Origin of the sequence: Dokdonia pacifica (assembly GCF_900188275.1) — a bacterium.
Lineage (GTDB): Bacteria > Bacteroidota > Bacteroidia > Flavobacteriales > Flavobacteriaceae > Dokdonia > Dokdonia pacifica.
Genome location: NZ_FZNY01000007.1, coordinates 215,489 through 238,578 on the forward strand (window position 1 = coordinate 215,489; position 23,090 = coordinate 238,578).

The 23,090-nt window shown below is 35.0% G+C and carries 22 protein-coding genes; 7 read left to right on the forward strand and 15 right to left on the reverse strand.

The annotated features are described in order from the left end of the window. Positions 1-8 precede the first annotated feature (8 nt). Genes mraY through mraZ form a run of 6 tightly spaced genes read right to left on the reverse strand, consistent with a single transcriptional unit; the run spans position 9 to position 6,383 of the window. Positions 9-1,247 carry a phospho-N-acetylmuramoyl-pentapeptide-transferase gene (gene mraY, locus CHB80_RS19515; RefSeq protein WP_089373198.1) on the reverse strand — a complete coding sequence of 413 codons (1,239 nt, stop codon included), beginning with the start codon at positions 1,245-1,247 and terminating at the stop codon, positions 9-11. Then, positions 1,247-2,710, reverse strand: coding sequence for a UDP-N-acetylmuramoyl-L-alanyl-D-glutamate--2,6-diaminopimelate ligase (locus tag CHB80_RS19520; protein ID WP_089373199.1), 1,464 nt, complete (start codon positions 2,708-2,710; stop codon positions 1,247-1,249). Before CHB80_RS19520 ends, mraY begins: the two co-directional genes overlap by 1 nt. Then, positions 2,707-4,698 carry a penicillin-binding protein gene (locus CHB80_RS19525; RefSeq protein WP_089373200.1) on the reverse strand — a complete coding sequence of 664 codons (1,992 nt, stop codon included), beginning with the start codon at positions 4,696-4,698 and terminating at the stop codon, positions 2,707-2,709. The genes CHB80_RS19520 and CHB80_RS19525 overlap by 4 nt, the downstream gene beginning before the upstream one ends. Positions 4,699-4,704: 6 nt before the next feature. After that, positions 4,705-5,025, reverse strand: a complete 321-nt coding sequence (locus CHB80_RS19530) for an FtsL-like putative cell division protein (RefSeq protein ID WP_089373201.1) — start codon at positions 5,023-5,025, stop codon at positions 4,705-4,707. A gap of 1 nt (position 5,026) precedes the next feature. After that, positions 5,027-5,923, reverse strand: coding sequence for a 16S rRNA (cytosine(1402)-N(4))-methyltransferase RsmH (rsmH, locus tag CHB80_RS19535; RefSeq protein ID WP_089373202.1), 897 nt, complete (start codon positions 5,921-5,923; stop codon positions 5,027-5,029). Further along, positions 5,910-6,383: a division/cell wall cluster transcriptional repressor MraZ gene (gene mraZ, locus CHB80_RS19540; RefSeq protein ID WP_089373296.1), complete on the reverse strand. Its 474-nt coding sequence runs from the start codon at positions 6,381-6,383 to the stop codon at positions 5,910-5,912. Before mraZ ends, rsmH begins: the two co-directional genes overlap by 14 nt. Positions 6,384-6,691: 308 nt before the next feature. Here mraZ and CHB80_RS19545 point away from each other — a divergent pair, with 308 nt between their 5' ends. Next, a complete protein-coding gene (locus CHB80_RS19545; protein ID WP_089373203.1) occupies positions 6,692-7,456 on the forward strand; it encodes an alpha/beta fold hydrolase in 765 nt (254 codons plus the stop codon). Positions 7,457-7,467: 11 nt separating this feature from the next. Further along, a complete protein-coding gene (gene yihA, locus CHB80_RS19550; RefSeq protein ID WP_089373204.1) occupies positions 7,468-8,073 on the forward strand; it encodes a ribosome biogenesis GTP-binding protein YihA/YsxC in 606 nt (201 codons plus the stop codon). On the opposite strand, the gene CHB80_RS19555 is transcribed toward yihA, so the two are convergent. Genes CHB80_RS19555 through gldB form a run of 3 tightly spaced genes read right to left on the reverse strand, consistent with a single transcriptional unit; the run spans position 8,057 to position 9,777 of the window. Next, a complete protein-coding gene (locus tag CHB80_RS19555; RefSeq protein WP_179218225.1) occupies positions 8,057-8,443 on the reverse strand; it encodes a GTPase in 387 nt (128 codons plus the stop codon). The two genes, yihA and CHB80_RS19555, sit on opposite strands and share 17 nt — an antisense overlap. Before the next feature lie 45 nt (positions 8,444-8,488). Then, positions 8,489-8,827: a gliding motility protein GldC gene (gene gldC / locus CHB80_RS19560; RefSeq protein WP_089373205.1), complete on the reverse strand. Its 339-nt coding sequence runs from the start codon at positions 8,825-8,827 to the stop codon at positions 8,489-8,491. A 2-nt stretch (positions 8,828-8,829) separates the two neighbouring features. Then, positions 8,830-9,777, reverse strand: coding sequence for a gliding motility lipoprotein GldB (gldB, locus tag CHB80_RS19565; RefSeq protein ID WP_089373206.1), 948 nt, complete (start codon positions 9,775-9,777; stop codon positions 8,830-8,832). Between the two features lie 106 nt (positions 9,778-9,883). On the opposite strand from gldB, the gene nadE reads away from it, so the two are divergent. Both nadE and CHB80_RS19575 read left to right on the forward strand, forming a co-directional pair. Continuing rightward, the gene (nadE, locus tag CHB80_RS19570; protein ID WP_089373207.1) at positions 9,884-10,675 is read left to right on the forward strand and encodes an NAD(+) synthase; all 792 of its coding nucleotides are present in this window, start codon (positions 9,884-9,886) and stop codon (positions 10,673-10,675) included. 123 nt (positions 10,676-10,798) lie between these two features. Next, the gene (locus CHB80_RS19575; RefSeq protein ID WP_089373208.1) at positions 10,799-11,440 is read left to right on the forward strand and encodes a response regulator; all 642 of its coding nucleotides are present in this window, start codon (positions 10,799-10,801) and stop codon (positions 11,438-11,440) included. Here CHB80_RS19575 and dnaG read toward each other — a convergent pair. From dnaG to rsmG, 6 genes are all read right to left on the reverse strand, one after another. Continuing rightward, positions 11,437-13,416, reverse strand: a complete 1,980-nt coding sequence (gene dnaG / locus CHB80_RS19580) for a DNA primase (protein ID WP_089373209.1) — start codon at positions 13,414-13,416, stop codon at positions 11,437-11,439. The two genes, CHB80_RS19575 and dnaG, sit on opposite strands and share 4 nt — an antisense overlap. Before the next feature lie 123 nt (positions 13,417-13,539). After that, complete coding sequence (locus CHB80_RS19585) at positions 13,540-14,985, reverse strand: pyridoxal phosphate-dependent decarboxylase family protein (RefSeq protein ID WP_089373210.1); 1,446 nt, start codon at positions 14,983-14,985, stop codon at positions 13,540-13,542. 318 nt (positions 14,986-15,303) lie between these two features. Further along, positions 15,304-16,347: a hypothetical protein gene (locus CHB80_RS19590; RefSeq protein ID WP_089373211.1), complete on the reverse strand. Its 1,044-nt coding sequence runs from the start codon at positions 16,345-16,347 to the stop codon at positions 15,304-15,306. Between the two features lie 76 nt (positions 16,348-16,423). Then, the gene (locus CHB80_RS19595; RefSeq protein WP_089373212.1) at positions 16,424-17,272 is read right to left on the reverse strand and encodes a hypothetical protein; all 849 of its coding nucleotides are present in this window, start codon (positions 17,270-17,272) and stop codon (positions 16,424-16,426) included. Beyond that, positions 17,259-17,819: an RNA polymerase sigma factor gene (locus tag CHB80_RS19600; RefSeq protein ID WP_089373213.1), complete on the reverse strand. Its 561-nt coding sequence runs from the start codon at positions 17,817-17,819 to the stop codon at positions 17,259-17,261. Before CHB80_RS19600 ends, CHB80_RS19595 begins: the two co-directional genes overlap by 14 nt. Positions 17,820-17,981: 162 nt before the next feature. Next, a complete protein-coding gene (gene rsmG / locus CHB80_RS19605; protein WP_089373214.1) occupies positions 17,982-18,611 on the reverse strand; it encodes a 16S rRNA (guanine(527)-N(7))-methyltransferase RsmG in 630 nt (209 codons plus the stop codon). Between the two features lie 192 nt (positions 18,612-18,803). Here rsmG and CHB80_RS19610 point away from each other — a divergent pair, with 192 nt between their 5' ends. From CHB80_RS19610 to CHB80_RS19620, 3 genes are all read left to right on the forward strand, one after another. Further along, positions 18,804-19,904, forward strand: a complete 1,101-nt coding sequence (locus CHB80_RS19610) for a fatty acid desaturase family protein (RefSeq protein WP_089373215.1) — start codon at positions 18,804-18,806, stop codon at positions 19,902-19,904. Positions 19,905-19,947: 43 nt separating this feature from the next. Then, positions 19,948-21,132, forward strand: a complete 1,185-nt coding sequence (locus CHB80_RS19615) for a pyridoxal phosphate-dependent aminotransferase (protein ID WP_089373216.1) — start codon at positions 19,948-19,950, stop codon at positions 21,130-21,132. A 165-nt stretch (positions 21,133-21,297) separates the two neighbouring features. After that, entirely contained in the window at positions 21,298-23,082 is a 1,785-nt protein-coding gene (locus CHB80_RS19620) for a DUF885 domain-containing protein (RefSeq protein WP_089373217.1), read from the forward strand. Positions 23,083-23,090: the final 8 nt, after the last annotated feature.

The following is a 23,090-nucleotide window of genomic DNA, read 5'->3' on the forward strand; positions in this document are numbered from 1 at the left end:
TACCACATTTATCTAATTTTTAATGTTACAATAGTGAGGATTGCTAGTAAAATACCGACAATCCAAAACCTCGCTACAATTTTACTTTCGTGTATGCCCTTTTTCTGATAGTGATGATGTAATGGCGACATTAGAAAAATACGTTTCCCTTCTCCTGTTTTCTTCTTTGTGTACTTGAAATACCCTACTTGCATGATGACCGAAAGGTTTTCCATTACGAAAATACCTCCGAGTATAGGGATGAGCCATTCTTTACGAGTTGCAATAGCTATCACTGCAATGATCCCACCTATTGTAAGGCTTCCTGTATCTCCCATAAACACTTGCGCTGGATAGGCGTTATACCATAAAAATCCAATAAGAGCCCCTACAAAAGCAGTTATAAAAACGACCATCTCACCACTACGAGGGATATACATTACATTGAGGTAATCACTAAAAATGATATTACCAGAAACAAAAGCAAACAGTCCTAGCGTAAGAACAGCTATAGCAGATGTTCCTGCCGCGAGTCCATCGATACCATCTGTTAAATTAGCAGCATTAGAAACGGCTGTGACAATAAGAATCACAATCGGAATAAAAATAATCCATGCATATTTTGCCCAATCAGGATTGATCCAAGTAACTAATTTTGCATAATCCAACTCATTGTTTTTAACAAAAGGGATCGTTGTTTTTAAACTTTTTTCTTCTTCAGTAAATCTTGGATTATCTTGATTTGCTATAACTTCAGTTTGAACAGATACAGGTACATCCACACGCTCTTCTTTAATAGTGATATCTGAGTGAAAAAACATGGTTGTTCCTACAATAATTCCTAACCCTACTTGACCAATTACTTTATATCTACCAGCAAGACCATCTTTATTCTTCTCCATCTTCTTCTTATAATCATCCAGAAAACCAATAACCCCCATCCAAAGTGTTGTGACTATTAAGAGAATGATATATATATTATCCAGCTTCGCAAATAAGAGCACGGGTACTAAAGTTGCTAGGATAATAATAAGACCACCCATGGTAGGAGTTCCTGCTTTTTCAGATTGACCTGCAAGACCTAAATCTCGGATAGTCTCCCCCATTTGTTTACGTTGCAAAAAGCGAATAATACGTTTTCCATAAATTGTAGAAATAGCTAGGGATAATATGATCGCCATCGCCGCTCTAAACGTACTGAACTGAAATAGCCCTGCTCCAGGAAGGTTGTAAGCTTCGTCCAAGTATTTAAATAGATAGTACAACATTATTTTTCTAGTTGTTTTAGGGTTTCTTCTACAATTTTATAATCATCAAAATCAAAGCGCTCTCCTTTAATCTCTTGATATGTCTCATGACCTTTACCTGCAATAAGAATAATGTCATGTGGATTTGCTAGTTGGCATGCTGTTTTGATAGCCTGCTTTCTATCAGCAATGGATACTACTTTTTTAAAATTTTGAGGCGCTACACCTGCCTCTATTTCTTCTATAATTAAATTAGGGTCTTCACTACGAGGATTATCACTAGTAAAAATAGTTTTGGAACTAAGCGCTGAAGCTATATGCCCCATTTTAGGTCGCTTTGTAGTGTCTCGATCTCCCCCAGCGCCCACGACAGTGATCAATTGTTCGTTTTTGGTCCTTATGTCATTAATGGTTTCCAACACATTTTTTAGAGCGTCAGGGGTATGAGCGTAATCTACAATTGCAGTGATATTGCCTTCAGAAATTAAATACTGAAAACGCCCGCTTACACTTTCTAATTGACTAAGCAACTGTAGTGTTTCCATTTGTTCTAAACCGAGTAATTCAGCAGTAGCATAGATTGCTAATAAATTATACGCATTAAAGGAACCAATTAAACGTACCCATACTTCTTGATCATTTATTTTCAACAACAAACCAGAAAGCTGGTTTTCAAGAATCTGAGCCTTAAAATCGGCTACTGTTTTTAAAGCATAGGTTACTTTTCTTGCCTTTGTATTTTGAACCATGACAGGACCGTTCTTATCATCAATATTTACAAGAGCAAAAGCTTCTTTTGGCAATTCGTCAAAAAACTTCTTTTTTACATCTCTATACTCTGCAAATGAGTTGTGATAATCTAAATGATCATGACTTAAATTGGTAAAAATCCCTCCAGCAAACTGTAATCCTTCTGTGCGTTTTTGATGAATTCCATGAGAGCTTACTTCCATAAAGCAATACTCAACACCCGCGGCATTCATTTCTGCTAGATATTTATTAATAGTCAATGAATCTGGCGTAGTATGCGTGGCCTTAAATTCTTGATCGGCGACCATAATCTTTACAGTAGAAAGTAAGCCAACAGTATAGCCTGCTTTTTCAAAAAGTTGATATAACAAAGACGCAATGGTCGTTTTACCATTGGTCCCTGTTACACCTATTAATTTCAAATTATGAGATGGGTTTTCGTAATAATTTGCTGACATTACCGCTAGTGCCGAAGCACTATCTACTACTTTCACATAAGAAACTCCGTGTATGATTTGCGCTGGTAATTCTTCACAAACAACAGCAATTGCTCCTTTTTCTACAGCTTTTATAATGTAATCATGACCGTCACTTTGAGTTCCTCTTATAGCCACAAAAACATCATTTAATGTTACAAGACGCGAATCAAAATGCAGATTAGTTATTGCCACACTTGTATTACCTACTACACTTTCTAGCGGTACTTTGTATAATATGTCTTTAAGTAAAATCACAATAACTCTAGTGTAATCGTTTGGTTTTTTATTAGTTTCTCTCCTGCTTGCACAGATTGTGTAGTTACTTTTCCGCTTCCGCGAAAACGTACTTTCATTCCTAAGTTTTCTAAAAGTGCAATGGCATCCATACCACTCATTCCTTTTACATTAGGCACTGTTTTATGATCTTTATTTACTTTACCGTAATAAGTTTCATAATCACTTTCTGTATTCTTATAATTTTCTTGTAATAGATCTACCTCATCTACCACAGGAGTATCTGTATAAATTTTCTGAGCAATTTGTTTAAATACAGGAGCAGCAACAATATTCCCGTAATACCCTAATGATTTTTCAGGTTTATGAATCACTACAATACAAGAGTACTTTGGATTATCTGCTGGGAAATATCCTGCAAACGATGAGATGTATCGATTAGGCTCTATCCAATACTCCGTTTGACAGGTTCCTGTTTTTCCTGCCATAGAAAAGTCTGGACTATATATATTTTTTGCAGTACCACGACGCACTGTATTTTCCATCATTTGTCTTACTGCGTTTATAGTAGACTCTGATGCTATACGAGGATTGATAACTTCTTTTTCAAAAGTTTCTACAATCACATCCCACTCTTTTACTTGTTTAATAAATCGTGGTTTTACCATTTCCCCATCATTTGCAATGGCGTTATAAAAAGTAAGTGTCTGTAACGGAGTAAGCTCTATCCCATATCCAAATGCCATCCAAGGTAATGTGGTCCCATACCAATCTTTATCTCCCGGATACGGGAAATCTGGCTCTCCTTCACCTATTATCTCGAGGCCTAGCTTTTCATTAAGCCCCATATTAAATAGTCGCTTCACAAAACGTTTAGGATCTTTTGAATAAGGTTCATTAATCATTTTGGCGAAAGCCGTATTACTACTCAACTCAAAAGCTCTGGCTGCACTTATTTTACCATACCCCCCTCTTTTTGAATCAATAGCGGTACGATCATAGAATTTAACGCGCCCATTCTCTGTATCGATTACCTTACTTGTATCAATCACTTTATCTTCTAAAGCCGCAACCATTGCCATCAATTTAAATGTACTTCCAGGCTCATGCGACTCACCCACTGCATAATTAAGACGCTCGTAATATTTACCTTCTGAGGTACGACCCAAATTAGAAATTGCTTTAATCTCACCAGTAGCTGTTTCCATCACTACAACGCAACCATGATCTGCTTTGAATTTCTCCAAACTAGTTAACAATGCATTATGCGCTATATCTTGAATATTTACATCTATTGTTGAGATGACATCATAACCATCACGAGGCTCTACAATATTCCCAACCCCTATAGGTTTCCATTCACCTTTAGCAATTTTTTGTTTAAGACGACGTCCTTCTTTCCCTCTTAAGTAATGTCCGTACGCTCCTTCAAGACCTACTCGTGTATAATAACCGCTATCATCTTTACGCTCATAACCCACTGTACGTTCGGCCATTTTATCTAATGGATGCTCTCTTTCTGTATGCTCCTCTATAATTATCCCTCCTTTAAACTGTCCTTTATTAAAGAGCGGTAATGATTTCATTTTTATGTAATCACTATAACTGAGGTTACGAGCTACAAATAAGTATCTATTTTTAGTAGCACGTGCTTTACGAAGACGTTCTTGATAATACGAAGGTGATTTCCCTAAAAGATCTGAAAGCCCTTTACTAAGGGGCACAACATTTTCATTAAAGTTTTCTTCAGAAGGAGAAACAGCATCCCAACGCACATCATATTTAATTACCGATGTTGCCAGCAAGCTCCCATCACCTGCATACAGATTTCCGCGAGTAGCAGGAATAGTGACCATTTTTTCTGTGGCAGTAATAGCCATTTCTCTGTACTTGGCACCTTGAAAGAATTGAATACTGATCAGTTTATACGTCACAAGAAGGGCGAAGATGAACATACATCCTGCCACAAAATACAATCGGTTTAATATGTTCTTTTCGCTGGTTGCCATTAAGAACTACTCTTGCTTTGTTTTAACTTTGATTTTCTTTGGAGGTGTGTTAGATGGTAGAACACCTCGCGACTCCATCTTACGCGCCACATTACTTTCTATTTTCAACTTCCAGAGTTTCAGACGCGCATCTACAGACTCGCTTCGCAACTCTTGAACTTTTTCTTTTAATCTTGCTATTTCGTGTACTTTTTCATCTGCACGATGCGAACTAGCAATCATAATTAATGCGAGTACAGAAAGAAAAATAATCATACGCCAATTCTTAAAGGCTTCTTCATCTACAAGAAACTTCCCTTTTAGTATGTTATTAATCTTCTTCTTCATATTACAGACGTTCTGCTATACGCAATTTTGCACTTCGTGCTCTATTATTTTGTTTTATCTCTTTATGATCTGGGACAATCAGTTTTCCTACTTTTTTAAATGGCACTTCAAAATTGCCATACATATCTTTCTCTGGCTCACCTTCAAACAATCCGTTTCGTATATATCGTTTTACAAGCCTATCTTCCAATGAGTGGTAGGATATCAAACTCAAACGACCTCCTACATCTAATAACTGCTCTGTTTGCAATAAAAATTCTTTCAACACTTCAATTTCTTGATTTACCTCAATCCGTATGGCTTGATAAATCTGAGCTAAAATTTTATGCTCTCGATGCTTTGGCAAAAACGGACGCAATACTTCTTTAAGTTGCTCACTTGTTTTAATAGGAGTTTCTTTTCTATCTCCCACAATTGTTCTTGCGATCTTAGGTGCATTACGCAACTCTCCATATTGCCAAAAAACTTGTCGTAATGCTTCTTCTTCATATTCATTAACGACGTGATATGCAGAAAGTGAATCATTTTGATTCATACGCATATCGAGGTCACTTTCAAATCGTGTAGAAAAACCTCTTTCTGCAACATCAAATTGATGAGATGAAACTCCAAAATCCCCTAGAATGCCATCTACCTTCTTCACCCCATGAAAACGCAAGAAACGTTTGACATATCTGAAATTTTCAGGAATAAGTGTAAACCTATCATCTTCAATACTATTTTGCTGAGCATCTTGGTCTTGATCAAAAGCATACAGCTTTCCTCCATCACCAAGTCTTTTTATAATTTCTCTAGAATGCCCTCCTCCTCCAAAGGTCACATCCACATAGACACCATCAGGTTTTATATCGAGACCATCTATTGTCTCATGAAGTAGTACAGGGTTATGATACTCCATCTGGTTCATCATTTTGATCTCCCATTACTTCTTCGGCTAAATCTGCAAAATCAAGCGCAGCTTCATCAATAGCTTTTTCATACAGCTCCTTATCCCATATCTCCAGAACGTTAATTGCTGCATTCACCACAATTTCTTTTTTAGTTTTTGCAAACGCATGTAAATCCTTAGAAATAAGGATACGACCCGAACCATCTATATCTACAAGTTTTACTCCTGCATTAAAACGACGAATAAACTCATCATTCTTTTTATTGAATCTATTGAGCTTGTTTACCTTCTGAGACAATGCATTCCATTCTGCCATCGGATACAACTCCAAGCATTTTTGAAACACAGCACGCTTAAGCACAAACCCGTCCTGAAGGACAGAAGCCAGTTGCTTTTTAAATGCTTGAGGCAACATCAATCTGCCTTTTGCATCTATTTTACACTCGTATGTTCCAATAAGGTTGAGCACTACTTTTTCTAGAAAATTAGATTTATTGATCAAATATATAAGAAAAAACTGCACATTTTACCACTTTATTGCACTTTGTTGATAAGTTTTACCACTAGGGCTACTTTACCAACAAACTGTTCACAACTATTTTGAGGTTATTTCATTCGCTTTCGCGAAAGCGAATAGAGAAAAAATTAACGTTTATAAGATGATAGTTTTACTAAAAAATCTCGACAACTTTATACTTTCAAAGCATTTACAAAATAAAGATTGCAATACGAGGGAAATACCTATATTTGCCATTGAGCTTAGGCTTAACCACAACTATGAAGCACGAACTAAAAACCGAAGGCAAATTCACTTATTTAGAAGAAGGTGAAGGCACTCCAATCATCATTTTACATGGATTGATGGGAGGGCTAAGTAATTTTGACTCTGTTACTGATTTCTTCTCTAAAAATGGATACAAAGTGGTGATTCCAGAACTCCCTGTATACTCTATGCCTCTTATTAAAACTGGCGTAAAGAGTTTTGCAAAGTTTCTAAAGGAGTTTATTGACCACAAAAACTATGATCAGGTTATTTTACTAGGAAACTCTATGGGAGGCCATGTTGGTTTATACCACACCAAGGTATATCCTCAAAAAGTAAAAGGTCTTGTGATTACTGGAAGCTCTGGCTTGTATGAAAGTGCTATGGGAGAAAGCTATCCAAAACGTGGTGATTATGAATATATCAAGAAAAAAGCACAAGGTGTTTTTTACAACCCTGATATTGCCACTAAAGAGATTGTAGATGAGGTATATGATACTGTAAATGACAGAAACAAGCTCATAAAAACGCTAGCTATCGCAAAAAGTGCGATACGTCACAATATGGCACAGGATCTTCCTGATATGAACACTCCTACTTGTATTATCTGGGGGAAACAAGACAGCGTAACACCTCCTGAAGTAGCTGAAGATTTTAATAAGTTACTTCCGGATTCTGATTTGTTTTGGATTGACAAATGTGGCCATGCAGCTATGATGGAACAACCAGCTATTTTTAATGATATATTATTAGACTGGTTAAAGAAACGTAGTTTCTAAAATATTTTACCATGCAAATTAAATCGGCAGAATTTATAGTAAGTAATTCTGATGCTTCTAAGTGTCCTAACACGATGATTCCAGAGTATGCATTTATAGGGAGATCCAATGTTGGTAAATCTTCGTTAATCAATATGATTACTAGCCGAAAAAACCTTGCTAAAACTTCTGGAAGGCCAGGAAAAACACAGCTTATCAATCATTTTTTGATTAATAAAAACTGGCACCTTGTTGATTTACCTGGTTATGGATATGCGCGTGTTTCCAAAAAAGAAAAAAAATATTTTCAGAAGTTTATTACTGATTATTTCGAACAACGTAGACAACTCATCTCTGCATTTGTATTAGTAGATTGTCGTCATGAACCTCAACCCATTGATGTTGATTTCATGGAGTATCTAGGGGAACGAGAAATTCCGTTTTCGATTATTTTTACCAAAGCAGACAAGCTAAAACCCAATGCTCTAGAACGTAACATAGAGCATTACAAAAAAACATTATTAGAAGGTGCTTGGTATGAATTTCCAAATTACTTTGTAAGTAGCTCTTCTAAAAGCATAGGAAAAGAAGATATTCTCGACTACATTACACAAATAAATGCTAATCTTGAACAGTAGTATCTAACTGCACTATAAAATCTTTAATTTTTTCAATTAACTGTTCTACAGATGCCATTTTTTTGAAATCTGTTGCGGTCATAAAAGATTGCAATCCTTGTTCATCAGAATAAAGAATTACTGGAAATGTATATTTAGGCAGCCACTTGGATTTAAATTTTTTAAGGAATTCATCTTTATGATAAAATTCCATAGGAATAAGGTCTGTATCTCTAAATTTCTTCCAGCGTCTTTTTTCTGAAAAGCTTCCATGCGTCAAACCACACAAATCACATGCATAGGTTGTTGGACTCACTATTTTGTGAGCCATATCCAGCCATGTATTTACGACTCCTGAATTTGCGTTATACACAAAGATTAACTTTCTCATACTTTAAAATCGACAAGGTGTACAATCTTTGTCGTATGTTTTAAGTTATTCCTTCTTCAAATTAAGATGTTCTGCAAAATAATCGCAAAAATCTTTCATCGTATCACTCATCTTATCATTACCTGTTGCTCTTCTAAAGGTGTTAGTCATTCCTACCAGTGTTTGATGAAAGAAAACCTGCATTTCATCTACAGGCATATCTTTTGTCCATAAATCTATGCTTACAGCTTCTTGATTTTCATGATCCCACAATGAAAGTAACATTGATTTTGCAGGCTCATCAGCTACACCTCCATCTCTTGCTGTCCATGCCATTTTTTCTGGCACTCTATTTTCATCAAGTTCTATAGCTATTTTTATATCAGTTTTATGCTTAATTGCCATTATTAAGGTTTGTATTTTGCATTATTAAAAATTGTCTCTGCATCTTGCAGCAACATTGTCTTAAGCGCCACATCATTTGTATTCATATACGATGCAACAATCTTATACCCAATATATCTTCCTAATCTTCCCGGGGTTTCATTATCAAAAGCGAGATAAAACTTAGAAAAAGGAGCTGGGTCTATAAATCTTGAAAGTAATTTTCTATCAGTACTATATAAGCTTTTACTAGAAACAAAATATTCCCACATGTTTACTTCATTTTCTTCTGCAAATGCATACTCAGCGGCTGTATAGGAAAAAATTTCATGAATAGGTTTCTGACTCAATAAGGTTTCCATTAAGTACAATTGCTTTCCTTCATAAATTATTTGATCTAAAAATGTAGACGTTAGTGGTCGAGATACTTTTGCTTTCGCGAAAGCAGACGCCACATCTACATCAATCTGTTCTTTTCTAAAGTTTTTAGATTTATACTTTTGAATTCCTTCATAGAAGTAATGATCTTCTCCCAAATAATTATCTAACCCTATAAGCAATAAACTATCTGTTAGCACCACCTTATTCCTCACTTCTGTTATAATACTGATTGTTTTAGGCACTGATGTACTAGGGTAATAATACAAAATATGCTTATACAGAAGCTCTAAGTCTCCTTCTATCTGCGCTGTACTTTTGAAAGCAATATCTACCTCTCTCTCTAATTCCTTTTGTAAGGTATCCGAAAGTTTTGCTTCCCAAAATTCATCACTATACTTTTGAGAAAATAAATAAGGGTATTTACTTTTTAAAACTGGCAAATCCTTTGGAGTTGCACTTGCAAATAACCTATCAAAACGCTCTATAGGTATATCTACAGTGATATTAGCAATATCAGACTTTAACTCTTTATCATTTTTGCATGCAACAAAAGCAATTAAAATCAATATAACACCAAGTATTTTCTTCATGTGAATTTGTATCTTTAGACTTCTTAAACGCAAGAAAATAAAATTCATTTTTTTACCTGTCATTTTAAAATGCAAAAATACGGGTTACAAACTTAAAGACACATATATGCAAGCCGATAAAGTAGTAGATCATATCGTAAATTGGTTAAAAGAATATGCCACTAACGCAAGAATGAGTGGATTTGTAGTAGGAATAAGCGGAGGAATAGATAGTGCACTTACCTCTACTCTTTGCGCAAAAACAGGATTTCCAACACTTTGTGTAGAAATGCCTATTCATCAAGCGCCAAGTCAAGTTTCTAGAGGAAGAGAACATATTGCGCAACTCAAAGAACGTTTTTCAAATGTATCTAGTGTTGAGGTGGAGCTCACTCCGTTTTTTGAAACTTTTAAAACAGCAGTTCCCGATGCATCTGATAATGAGAACTTATTTTTAAGTCTTGCAAATACTCGCGCAAGAATGCGTATGACGACGCTGTATTATTTTGCAGGATTACATAAATACCTCGTTGCAGGTACTGGAAACAAAGTAGAAGATTTTGGTGTAGGTTTTTACACAAAATATGGAGATGGAGGCGTAGATCTTAGTCCTATTGCAGATTTAATGAAATCTGAAGTTTACACGCTTGCCGCTGCTGTAGCGGTACCAGAAAGTATTCAACAAGCAAAACCTACTGATGGATTATGGGGAGATGATCGTACAGATGAAGATCAAATAGGCGCTTCATATGATCAGCTAGAATGGGCTATGAGACAAGATGAAATAGGAAAGAAAGAAACCGATTTTGAGGGTGAAGAAAAACGTGTTTTTACACTCTACAAAAGGCTAAATAATGCAAACAAACACAAAATGAACCCAATTCCAGTATGCGAAATACCCGTTCATCTATTTAAATAAACGTTTTATCGATTTGTAATTAAAAATTGCAACTTCCCATTCTTTTCTTTGTAAGTTTGAGAACCCTAAACAAGTTCCCCCCTTAAATGACTTGTTCTGTAACATATTGAAACACATATTACCATGGACAAAGTTCTAATTGCGGATCATCACCCTATCACTAGAAAAGGGATTGCCTCAATTTTAAACACAGAAGGAAATTACGAAATCATAAGCACTTTAAGTGATGGAAATGATTTATTAAAAGTACTTACAAAAACAGAAGTGGATATTCTAATACTTGAAATAGATATCCCTAATCTTAATAGTATTACAGCTATAAAAGCTATAAAGAGAGAGTTCCCTCATGTGAAAATTCTTGTTCTAAGCTGTCATCCTGAAGAAATGTATGCCCTCAGTGCTATTAAATATGGGGCTGCTGGTTATGTTTCAAAAACAGCATCCATACAGCGTGTGTTAGATGCTATAAACCAAATTCAACGAGGCGGAATTTACCTAAATGAGTCATTAAGCAAACGACTTATTAGTGACGGTAATACAACACAAGGACTTGCTTATAAATACATGAAATTATCCAGCAGAGAGATTGAAGTACTTAATCTTTTATCAAATGGAAAACGCAATAAAGAGATTGCTGCTAATTTAAATATTAATGAAAAGACAGTAAGCACTTACAAAATGCGTTTACTTAAAAAATTAGAAGCTCAAAATGTTGCTGAATTAATTAAACATGCTCGTTTATTACAAAATACAACGACTATTTAACCCATTTTAGCAGAGAACACGCGGCCTAGTTTTTCATGAATTAATTTCTTAAGGTTGATATAATCTCTTATATCACTTAATAACTCACTATTGCTTGCTGTACTTGATACTTCTGTAGATAAATCATGAATCTTCTTTGAGATAAGATACCCTCTTAAACTAAGTACAATTTCTGAAACAAATTGTGCAATAGATTTATCCCTTGTCTTTACATACACTTCCCTATCTACCCAACGATGTAAATCGTATTTTTCATAACTAAGGATAATATTAGATATTTCAGAAGCCTCTTCGGGTGCTAAATCATTAATAAATGTTTCTATTCTAAATTGATCGTCTTGGTGTAGTTTTTCAATGATTTTAGCATACAATGATCTAAACAGATCATTTGTAAACGCCACCTCATCATCTTGTAAGTCTAAATATATTTTTTCAAATACTCTTGCTTTACTTACAACAGGTTCTAACTCTAAATTTCCATCTTCAGTTTCTTTTAATACTAGATCTTCAAAGTCTTCTTCTTCCTGGCCGTATACTAACAATGCCTCAATAAGTTTACGCTCTAATTCATAAAGCATATCTACTTTCTCTATTTGATCAGGCATCTGATCTGGCACTTTAGAAAGAGGTTCTGAAGCAGTCGCTGTTTTTTCTTTTTTTACAGCTTCTTTTTTATTTTTTTTAAAAATTTGCGCGAGTGTATCATACAATACCGACTCCGACACTTCCATAATCCGAGAACACTCTTGCACATAAATTTCTCGTTTTATTGTATCGGGTATTTTAGAAATACTCTCTACCATATCACGTACAGTACTTGCCTTTTTGATAGGATCTCCTGCCGCTTCTTCCACCAAAAGATTTGCTTTATACTGTATAAAGTCTTTTGCGTTTTCATTAAAATAAGCAAGAATCTCTTCTTGACTATGCTTTCGCGAAAAACTATCCGGATCTTCTCCCTCCGGAAATGAACATACTTTTACATTCATTCCTTGTTCTAGAATCAAATCGATTCCTCGTATGGCTGCTCTTTGGCCAGCTGCATCACCATCAAACAGTACCGTAATATTATTGGTAAGTCTATTAATTAAACGTATTTGCTCTGGAGTGAGTGCTGTTCCTGAAGAGGAAACCACATTCTCTATACCTGATTGATGCATTTGAATTACATCCGTATATCCTTCTACTAAATAACAATTATCTTCTTTCGCTATAGATTGTTTTGCATAATAAATACCATAGAGTACTTTACTTTTATGATAGATATCACTCTCTGGAGAGTTGAGGTATTTTGCTGCTTTTTTATCACTTGTTAAAATACGACCTCCAAATCCCAATACGCGACCACTCATAGAATGAATAGGAAACATAACACGTCCTTTAAAACGGTCAAATTGTTTTTCTTCTTTTACAATGGTAAGGCCTGTTTTTTCTAAAAACTCAAGTTTATATCCTTTACGTATCGCTTCACTTGTAAAAGCATCCCATTGATCTGGATTGTATCCTAATTGGAATTTTTTTATGGTATCTGGCGTAAACCCACGTTCTTTAAAATAGGTTCCTCCTATCGCTTTTCCTTGCTCGGCATTTAGCAACGTATTATGATAATAGTCACGTGCATACTCACTTACGACATATAGATTTTCTCTAATGGTAGCTTGTTCTTTCTGCTCATCACTTTGCTCCGTTTCCTCTACCTCTATATTATACTTTTTGGCAAGGTATTTAATAGCTTCTGGGTAGGTAAAATGCTCATGCTCCATTAAAAAAGCTACTGAGTTACCTCCTTTCCCGCTTGAAAAATCTTTCCAAATCTGTTTTACAGGAGATACCATAAAACTAGGAGTACGTTCGTCTGAAAAAGGGCTCAACCCTTTAAAATTACTCCCTGATTTTTTTAACACTACAAAGTCTCCTATCACCTCTTCTACACGAGCTGTTTCAAATACTTTGTCTATGGTTTCTTTTGAGATCAAGTTAAAAAAGAGTTAGTGTGTAAAAATAGGAAAAAGCTAGATGATACATTAAAAAAACTACAAGTAAAGAAAAATCTGTTTTCGCGAAAGCGCACCTATTTATATTAAGTTTTCAAGAGTAAATCAAATTCCAAAATGCGATTTTGCAGCAGACAAACAAGTCTTAATCATCACAATAGCACTATCTATAGTTGTTATTTTTGTTCTAAAAGACAAAATCGCCATTCGGATAACAAATTTGCCATCAATTTTTGTAGAACTTAAAAATATCCTCCCATCCTGATGTATCAATTCCATTAGCTTTTCATTAAAAGCATTTTCATCTCCTTCTAGTACTGGATACCAAAAATAACTTACTGATAAATCAGGCGTTGGACCTAGCTCAAAACCTATCATTTCTAATTGACTCCTAAAATACGTAGTTAGCAATAGTTTTTCTTTTAAACAGGCAACAAAAGGTTGGACACCATGAAGCTTAAGAGGTAACCATAATCGTAATCCTCTAAAATGTTTTGTCAGCTCTGGTGATACATCAGCTGGGTTAATTTGCATATTTGTGACAGCATCCTGCATATAATTTGCGGTGTAATGATGCGATTGAAAAACGGCTTCTTTATCTTTTATTAGAACCGCACCTAAACCATATGGAATAAACAAACTTTTATGGGGGTCTACAACAAGAGAATCTGCCATTTCTATTCCTTTAAATAGTTCTTTTTTCTCCTCATCAAGTATAAAAAACCCGCCATAAGCTCCGTCTATATGATACCAAAGATGATGTTGTTTTGCAATAGCTCCTATTTCTTCTAGAGGATCTACTGCACCAGTATCGGTCGTTCCCGCTGAAGCAATAATCATAAATGGGCGGAGTCCATTCTCAAGGTCATGCGCAATCGTTTCTTTTAGTTTTTCTGAATCAATTTTTGATAAGGCATCTAGTGTTAGTAAACGGATTTGCACATCTTCCATTCCTATAATTCGGATGGCTTTATGAATGCAATGATGCACTTGAGGACTCATATAGATAACACTTTTGGTTATCTTCTCATTTTTAACCCCATATGCATCTCTAGCAGCTGTTAATGCAATTAAATTGGCAATTGACCCTCCTGATGTTAAATTCCCTATAGCATTCTTAGGAAAACCAAACACACCTTTCATCCAATCGAGCAATTCATTTTCTATGGTTACTGCTCCTGGAGATCCATAATACATTCCCGCATATTCATTTGTAAAAGCTGCCAAAAAGTCTCCTAGAGCTGCTGTATAAATACCGCCTCCTGGAATATAGCCAAGATGTCCTCCAGAGGCTGGTTTTATTCCTTGATCTGCCACTTCACTTGAATAGTGCTCCAATAATGTAGTTAATGAATGTTGATGAGAATCAATTTTTAAAGCATCGCTATTCACCTCTCCTTTGGTATAGGCTGGCTTTGTTTTTAAAGCTTTTATAAAGGTATTTGCATAGGCCTGAACTTCTTGATTAAGACGATCTCTTTCTTTTTCAGTAGGCTCTAATTCTTTTGATATACTCTCTAATGCTATGATCCTATCAATTAAATCTTTCATGAGTTTTTGGTTGTTACCCAAAGATACTCCATATCCGGTTAATGAATAGTGTCTCAAAAACCGTACGTCTTATTTAAGATAATACCTCAAGAGTCTATTTTCACGAAAGTAAAAGTATATGCCTGATTGTAATGGTATGAATTAAAAAATTCCGCTTTCGCGAAAGCGTATACCAAACCTATCTAAATAACCCACAAAACATATCTAAAAAAAAGACCCCGCTATTCAGCGGGGTTAGTTCAACTTACAATCTTGTGAACGTCATCCTGACTTCACAAGATTGAGTTTCACTAATAAAACAAAGTAGCTTCTTAGTGCTTAATCCAAATCAAATCGAAGACCTAACGATATATTTCGCTCATCTACCAAATTATCTTTAAAGACCGGATTAAGGTCATATTTCACATATATTCCTATATTATCATATCCTAAATAACCGCTCAAACCATATACAAGATTATTTGTATTCAGACCTCCACGGCTTTTCTGCTTCACTTTATCGCCCTCATCATTATCAAATTTTAATTTTTGTACGGTTCCAATATTAAAACCTGCATATCCTCCTAACCCAATTTTAAATTTGTTATGCGTTGAAAAACTTACATCATCCCCTTTTTCTTTTCGTCTTGAAGGGCCAAATTCAAAATGAACTGGGAATACTAGGTTATCAATTCTTAATTTACTCTTATCTAAACTTCTATCAAATTCTTGCAGTACAGTCATATCTCCATCTCTTACAAAAAATTGATCATTTTCAAGTTTTAACCCATTAAATTGGAATGAAAATCCATATTTAACGCGTAGCCAGCCACTATCTTCAAAAACACGAGTAGTCCAAGCCCATCCTAATTCTGCAAAACGACTCCCTCCTATTCTATATGGAGAATCATCTAAAGATCTTCCGTCTGCAAGCGTATTGTTTAATCCAAACGCAAAAACAAAATCAGAACGTGTGCGTCTATAGTGCTCTGGTTTTCTATTTTTCCTTCTATTAATTATTTTATTTACAACTTTACTGTCACTAGCAACATCAGCAACCCATACACCATTACGTTCTAAAAGAGCAATTTGATTATCTAAAACAGCTATTCGGTTTTCTATATTTAAAGCGCGTTTTTCTGCAACTTCTTTTTTAAGTTCTTCAGCTTTCTCCTCAGTAATCTCTCCTTTATCCAGACGATTCATGATTGCTCTCACTTCGCGTTTCAGCGCTTTCTTCTCAAGCTCGACAACCTCATCTTTTCTAGCTTTTAAGACTTCTATTTTCTCCTCAGAAGTTTCCATTTCCACCTTCTGGGCTTGTACATTTTGGGCAAAGAAACCCATGGTCGTCACTAGGACGAATACTATTATTTTTTTCATAATGGTAGTGAATTATGTTTTTTAAAATTATGCGTGATTAAGGCTTTTTAAAAAACTTGTTGATGAATTAATTATTCTAATTGTTTCTATTAACGACTGCATCTTTTGCTTTTTCATATCCTTCGGCTATCACTTCGAATATTTTATTCCTAAAAGATGTTGGTGCCACCTCTGCTTCTACGTCTAGAAGTAAGGCATTTGCATCTACTGTGTTCGTATTTTGATTGAATATTTGTTTACTTATAATGTCTCTTTGTGCATTCTTAAGGAGTGTTTCAATTTCTGCATCTGTAGCAGATTCTTTATTTTCTACTTGAGCAACTGTTTCTTCTGTATTTTGAATTATTATTTTCTCAAGATCTTTTGGGTCTTTTAAAGCGACAGCATTTTGAGATTTCTGTTTTTGAACAGATACAATTGCAGTCTCTTGATTTACACTAGTGGTCTCTTTATCATTTTGGGCAATAGCAGTTCTCTCATTTATTCCTGAGGAAGCAGTTTTTATATTTTGCTTACTTACACTCTTCGTTTTATCTTTTTGTTTTTCAGCTTCTAATTCTTGAGTTGAAGTGCTTGTTTCTTGTACAACTGCCTCTTCTAGTTGCTGCAAATTTTGATTTTTAATCTCCTGATCTTTTACAGTTTCTTCTGTTGGATCTAAGAATAATGACTCATTATCAGTATCAGTATTTACTATTTCTGGTGATGTATCCATCGTATCCATATTTTGAAAGACAAACAATGCAATCAAAGCTCCTCCAACAAAACTTGCTGCTATAGACATCCATAATAGGCGTCTATTTTTTTTCGTCCCTTGTTCTACATCAAGTTTTGAAGAGATTTTATCCCAAGCAGCCATTGTAGGCTCTATAGTACGCTCTTCTAAACGCTCCTTCATATTATCTTCTAGCTTAATCGGTGCCATAACTTAATTTATTTTGTGCGTTTAACTTAGATTGTAATAGCTTACGTGCTTTAAATAATTGTGATTTTGAAGTGCTTTCCGAGATCCCCAATGATTTTGCAATTTCCTGATGTTTATATCCTTCTATTGCATACATTACAAAAACAACACGGTATCCTTCCGGCAATTCATCTATGAGTTGCTGTATATGCGACACATCCAACTCACTTTTTATATTATTTACACTATCTCCTGTTTCAAAATCTCCATCTTCAGAGAAATACAGTTTTTTGACAGTGCGCAAATAAGAAATACTCTCCCTCACCATAATTCTTCGAATCCACCCTTCAAAACTCCCTTCATGTTTATAACTCTGTAAATGCGTAAATACTTTTAAAAATCCATTACACATTGCTTCTTCCGCTTGATGAATATCCTTTATATAATACCTACAAACGCTTAGCATTTTTGGCGAATGCAATTCATATAAACGACGTTGCGCAGATCGATCTTGCTTCATCGCTTTTTTAATGAGTTGTTTCTCGTTTGTAAATTGTATGACTTTCATCAATTCTAAAAGATGGTTTCTATTTACATAGACGCAACGTTTTTTAAAAAGGTTGCCTGATTAGTAAAAAAAAGTAGTTTTATTTTTAATAAATCACTTAACTATCTGATTTTCAATAATATTATTCAACAAAAAAAAGAAATAAAAAAAGAAATAAAAAAATCAACCTTTATACTTCATGGGTAGATATACTACCTTTTTTGTTTCAAAAAAGTCTTCTTCATAATAATCTGTAAGATTATAAATTTGAGCACTTGAAAATTTTGCAAGCTCTTCGGTTAAGTCTCCTCCTTTTAAATAAAGAATCCCATTTTTAAGTTCGTGGGTATTTTTCTTTTTAATATGACCTCGCACCCAACGAACAAAAGTTTCCATCTGAGCGACAGCTCTACTCACAATAAAATCATATTGTCCAGGGACATTTTCAACACGATCATTTGTAGTTTTAATATTTGTAATTCCTAACCCAGCAACTACCTCATCTACTACTTTAATTTTTTTACCAATACTATCTACAAGATGAAATTGAGTTTCAGGGAATAATATTGCCAAAGGAACGCCTGGAAAACCTCCACCAGTTCCTACATCCAACACATGAGCTCCCTTCTGAAACTTCATCACTTTTGCAATCCCTAGAGAGTGAAGCACATGACGTAAATAAATCTCATCAATATCTTTTCTACTTACTACATTTATTTTCAGATTCCAGTCTTTATACAAATCTTTAAGCTTTGTAAACTGCTCTATTTGCTCTTCAGTAAGATCTGGAAAGTATTTTTTAATGATATCCATAAGGTAAAATTCTTTCACAAAAGTACCTAAATTACACGTTAATTTTTATAGAAGACAGGTATGATTCTGGAATATATCGTTATTTTTGTAGGATACGTTTTGAGTTTCCGCTTTTCATAAAGCTACCCCCTTAAAACTATTATAATTTACCTTAAAAAAGTATAAAACTAAAAAGGTACTATTTATTATTATATGGAAACCACTATTAAATTTTCACGCGTAGATTCTGCTAAATTCTTTAGAACACTAAACAAACGCGTCAATACTTACTTTAAAGACAATAATATAAAGCGAACAGGAAACTGGAAATTATACGGTAAAGCAATTGTCATGTTTGCTATGTATCTCACTCCTTATTTCTTATTCCTAACACTTGATATGCCTGGATGGGTCCAGTTACTCTTAACTGTTGTTATGGGTATTGGAATGGCAGGTGTAGGAATGAATGTCATGCATGATGGAAACCACGGCTCTTTCTCAAGTAAGAAATGGGTTAATAAACTTATGGGAAGTAGTATATATATTCTTGCTGGTAATGTATATAACTGGCAAGTACAACATAATGTACTACATCACACATACACAAATATACATGGGCATGATGAAGATATGGAAGCTGGACGAGTTTTAAGATTCTCAAAACACGGAGAATGGCACAAACATCATAAATTCCAACATTACTATTCATTTATTCTATATGGACTTCTTACTATAAATTGGGTCATTACTGCAGATATCATGCAAATGAAGAGGTATCTTAAACGCAAACTATCATATGGTAAATTACAGAGCCCTACGAAACAATGGAGCACATTAGTGATTACAAAGCTTATTTATATAGGTATGTGGATTGTAATCCCGCTAGCTGTTTCTGACATCGTATGGTGGAAAGTATTATTAGGGTTTTTCATTATGCATTATACAGCTGGAGTGATTTTAAGTTTGATATTCCAATTAGCGCATATGGTAGAAGAAGCACATATGCCATTACCAGACGAAACTGGTACTATGAAAAATACTTGGGCTATACATCAGTTATTTACTACGGTAAATTTCTCTACTAAAAACCGTATTATGAATTGGTTTTCTGGTGGTTTAAATCATCAAGTTGAGCATCATATATTCCCACATGTAAGTCATGTACATTATACTAAAATTAGTAAGATTGTAAAAGAGACTGCTAAGGAATTCAATTTACCATATTTTGAGTACGAAACGACACGTAAAGCTATTATGGCACATTTCCGCCACTTACGTGAAATGGGAATGCAACCTGTAAAAGTGACTGCTTAAATAAAAGCAAATAACTATTATCCAATCCATCATATTATTATAAATGAGCACACTTTCTAATCGCGTTATGAGCATGGCAACATCTGCCACGCTTGCCATGGCTGCAAAAGCAAGAGAGCTTCGTAGCGAAGGAAAAGACATCATAGGCTTAAGCCTTGGAGAACCTGATTTTAACACTCCAGACTTTATTAAAGACGCTGCCATACAAGCTATCAATGACAATTACAATTCATATACCCCTGTTGATGGTTATGGAGAGCTAAAAAGTGCGATTATCACAAAATTCAAACGTGATAATAACCTTATATATGATCCAGCTCAAATAGTAGTTTCAACAGGTGCAAAACAATCTTTAGCAAATGTTGCTTTAGTTGTATTAAACCCAGGTGATGAGGTAATTTTACCGTGCCCTTACTGGGTAAGTTATAGCGATATTGTAAAAATAGCCGAAGGCGTTCCTGTAGAAGTTAAAACTTCTATAGAAACTGATTTTAAAATGACTCCAGAACAACTGGAAGCTGCTATTACTCCAAAAACAAAAATGTTATGGTACAGCTCTCCATGTAATCCTTCTGGATCTGTATATAGCAAAGAAGAGTTACGCGCACTTGCAGATGTACTCGTAAAGCACCCGCAAATAACGGTGGTTAGTGATGAAATTTACGAACACATTAATTATGTAGGAGGTCATGCAAGCATGGCTCAATTTCCTGACATGTATGACCGTACAGTTACCGTAAATGGTGTCTCTAAAGCTTTTGCTATGACGGGATGGCGTATCGGATATATTGGAGCTCCTAAAGAAATCGCTAGAGCTTGTAATAAAATGCAAGGACAAATCACAAGTGGTGCTAATTGTATTGCACAACGTGCTGTAATTACTGCATTAGAAGCAGATCCAAGCAAGGTTCAATACATGATAGATGAGTTTAAAAATAGACGCACACTTATCCTTGGACTTCTTAATGATATAGAAGGCTTTACGTGCAATGAACCCGATGGTGCATTTTATGTGTTTCCAGATGTTACTGCATTTTTTGGAAAAACATTCAATGGTGTTACTATTCAAAATGCTTCAGACTTTGCGATGTACTTATTAGAATATGCAAATGTCGCTACGGTAACTGGTGATGCATTTGGAAATCCAAACTCCATTAGAATATCCTATGCCGCGAGTTCAGATCAAATAAAAGAAGCCATCAAACGAATTAAGGATGCTGTTTCTTAAGCTAAATACGCTTTCGCGAAAGCGTATATAACATATAAAAATGAAAACCTTCTTTTAGTAATAAGAAGGTTTTTTTATTCTCTAATCTGTATCTTTAAAGACTCTTAATATAAATATACAATCATCGTAAATTCATATGTATTTACAGATGACACCCTAGAAATTATGAAAAATTTATTCTTAGCAAGCTGCATCCTATTACTATGCATTAGTTGTAAAAATGATACAACAGCAGAAACTTCAAAAGAAGAAACAACAACAATTGCCTTTGGAGATTTTCTTGACAATTATTATGAAGAAGGCCTTAAATTAAACCCTCTAAGCGCTACAATGGCTGGAGACAATAGATATAACGATCAGTTTCCAGACGTATTATCGGCAGCATATAAAACAAAGTTTAAAGACTACTACACTTCTTATAAAGCACAACTTTCTAATTATCCAGACGAAGCATTAACACCTAGCGAACAGTTAAGTAAAGCTGTATTACAATGGGACTGTGATGTAAATCTTGAATTATTGAGTTATAAAAAAGACTTAATGCCTATTGATCAAATGTGGTCTCCACATTTAATGTTTGGCCAATTAGCAAGTGGTGCAAGTGCTCAACCATTTAAAACTGCAGAAGACTATAGAAACTGGCAAAAAAGAGTAGATCAATACTTGGTTTGGCTAGAAAGTGCTGAAAAAAATATGCGTCAAGGAATGGAAGAAGGATATGTTCTTCCAAAATCGTTGATCAAAAAAGTAATTCCACAAATGGAATCGCTTGCAAAACCAGATGTAACGACACATTTATTTTATAAGCCTGTTACTAATTTTCCTGAAAGCATTTCTGAAGAAGATCAAAAAGCGATCACATCAGAATATACTACTATGATTCAAGATAAAATCATTCCTGCATATACAAAAATGGCTAACTTCATGAAAAATGAATACATGGATGCAGGGCGTGAATCCTCTGGATTTAGCGATCTTCCAAACGGATCTAATTATTACGACTTTGCCATCAAATATTTCACAACCACTACCATGAGTGCTGATGAGATACATAATTTAGGATTAAGTGAAGTTGCTCGTATTCGATCAGAAATGGAAAAAATTAAAAAGCAAGTAGGTTTTAAAGGAGATCTTAAAGCCTTTTTTGACTATGTACGTAACAGTAAGGAACTAATGCCTTTCACTACACCTGAAGAGGTAATTGCAAACTTTAATAAAATGCACGCTACAATGAAACCAAAAGTAGATGAGCTCTTTAGTCTTCAACCTAAAACGCCTTTTGAGGTACGTCGCACAGAAGCTTTTAGAGAAAAATCTGCGAGTGCAGAGTACAATCCAGGGTCATTAGATGGTACACGTCCAGGTATATTTTACACACCTATTCCTGATGCCTCTAAGTACAATGTATATTCAGATGAGTCTTTATTTTTACACGAAGCAATTCCTGGTCATCATTTCCAGATTTCGCTTACCCAAGAAAGCACAGAACTTCCTCAATTTAGAAAAACACTTTGGTACAGTGCTTACGGAGAAGGATGGGCATTATACACAGAGTCTTTAGGGTCTGAATTAGGGCTATATACAGATCCTTATCAACTTTTTGGAATGTTAGGAGCAGAAATGCATCGTGCAGTAAGACTTGTCGTAGATACTGGAATTCATACTAAAGGATGGAGTAGAGAAAAGGCAATCGCCTACTGCTTAGATAATGAAGCAGAAAGCGAAGCAGGTATCACTTCAGAAATTGAACGTTATATGGCAAACCCAGGCCAAGCATTATCTTATAAAATTGGTCAGTTAAAAATACGCGAACTCAGAGCCAAAGCTACAGAAGCCCTTGGTGATGCATTTGATATTAGAGAATTCCACAAAGAAGTATTAGAAACGGGATGTATCCCTCTTGCGCTTTTGGAAGCTAAAATTGACAAATGGATTGCGAGTAAAAAATAAGGGTACGC

Bases quoted from the DNA above. Each gene is read 5' to 3' on its own strand.
- mraY (WP_089373198.1), bottom strand. From the start codon at position 1,247: ATGTTGTACTATCTATTTAAATACTTGGACGAAGCTTACAACCTTCCT.
- CHB80_RS19525 (WP_089373200.1), bottom strand. From the start codon at position 4,698: ATGGCAACCAGCGAAAAGAACATATTAAACCGATTGTATTTTGTGGCA.
- CHB80_RS19530 (WP_089373201.1), bottom strand. From the start codon at position 5,025: ATGAAGAAGAAGATTAATAACATACTAAAAGGGAAGTTTCTTGTAGAT.
- rsmH (WP_089373202.1), bottom strand. From the start codon at position 5,923: ATGGAGTATCATAACCCTGTACTACTTCATGAGACAATAGATGGTCTC.
- CHB80_RS19545 (WP_089373203.1), top strand. From the start codon at position 6,692: ATGAAGCACGAACTAAAAACCGAAGGCAAATTCACTTATTTAGAAGAA.
- yihA (WP_089373204.1), top strand. From the start codon at position 7,468: ATGCAAATTAAATCGGCAGAATTTATAGTAAGTAATTCTGATGCTTCT.
- CHB80_RS19555 (WP_179218225.1), bottom strand. From the start codon at position 8,443: ATGAGAAAGTTAATCTTTGTGTATAACGCAAATTCAGGAGTCGTAAAT.
- gldC (WP_089373205.1), bottom strand. From the start codon at position 8,827: ATGGCAATTAAGCATAAAACTGATATAAAAATAGCTATAGAACTTGAT.
- gldB (WP_089373206.1), bottom strand. From the start codon at position 9,777: ATGAAGAAAATACTTGGTGTTATATTGATTTTAATTGCTTTTGTTGCA.
- nadE (WP_089373207.1), top strand. From the start codon at position 9,884: ATGCAAGCCGATAAAGTAGTAGATCATATCGTAAATTGGTTAAAAGAA.
- CHB80_RS19575 (WP_089373208.1), top strand. From the start codon at position 10,799: ATGGACAAAGTTCTAATTGCGGATCATCACCCTATCACTAGAAAAGGG.
- CHB80_RS19585 (WP_089373210.1), bottom strand. From the start codon at position 14,985: ATGAAAGATTTAATTGATAGGATCATAGCATTAGAGAGTATATCAAAA.
- CHB80_RS19590 (WP_089373211.1), bottom strand. From the start codon at position 16,347: ATGAAAAAAATAATAGTATTCGTCCTAGTGACGACCATGGGTTTCTTT.
- CHB80_RS19595 (WP_089373212.1), bottom strand. From the start codon at position 17,272: ATGGCACCGATTAAGCTAGAAGATAATATGAAGGAGCGTTTAGAAGAG.
- CHB80_RS19600 (WP_089373213.1), bottom strand. From the start codon at position 17,819: ATGAAAGTCATACAATTTACAAACGAGAAACAACTCATTAAAAAAGCG.
- rsmG (WP_089373214.1), bottom strand. From the start codon at position 18,611: ATGGATATCATTAAAAAATACTTTCCAGATCTTACTGAAGAGCAAATA.
- CHB80_RS19610 (WP_089373215.1), top strand. From the start codon at position 18,804: ATGGAAACCACTATTAAATTTTCACGCGTAGATTCTGCTAAATTCTTT.
- CHB80_RS19615 (WP_089373216.1), top strand. From the start codon at position 19,948: ATGAGCACACTTTCTAATCGCGTTATGAGCATGGCAACATCTGCCACG.
- CHB80_RS19620 (WP_089373217.1), top strand. From the start codon at position 21,298: ATGAAAAATTTATTCTTAGCAAGCTGCATCCTATTACTATGCATTAGT.